Genomic DNA, 360 nt, shown 5'->3' on the forward strand with positions numbered 1-360 from the left:
GTAAATCTGACAAGCATCTTCTCGCATACTCACATCTAATATCCAGTGCATTGACTCAATACCCCAGTGGGCACGGATGGCATTCCCGGCCTGCTCTGGGGTCAGTTCGGCTGAACTGATGTAGTAGCGATACTCCAACTCTGACTCTTTGCCTTTTGCCGCACGGTAGTTTTCAACCATCACGATGCTGGTCAGCCCGCTCCAAGTGGAGAAGTCCCCCTCCAACTCACTGGCATTCAATACATGGCAAGTACGCGCTTCAACCCGCCCCTTTTGCTTCTCAATTTGACACGTGGTTTTCTCTATTGGGGCGCGGCGGTGTGGGGCGAAAGCGGTCTGTACGGCTGCCGCTAACTTGCC

At 53.6% G+C, this 360-nt stretch carries 1 protein-coding gene; it reads right to left on the reverse strand.

What is annotated here, in order from left to right:
* The coding region (locus tag EA58_RS20435; RefSeq protein WP_036757441.1) for an ISAs1 family transposase at nt 1–360 on the reverse strand (360 nt) is incomplete at both ends.

It is taken from the genome of Photobacterium galatheae (assembly GCF_000695255.1).
Taxonomy (GTDB): Bacteria; Pseudomonadota; Gammaproteobacteria; order Enterobacterales; family Vibrionaceae; genus Photobacterium; species Photobacterium galatheae.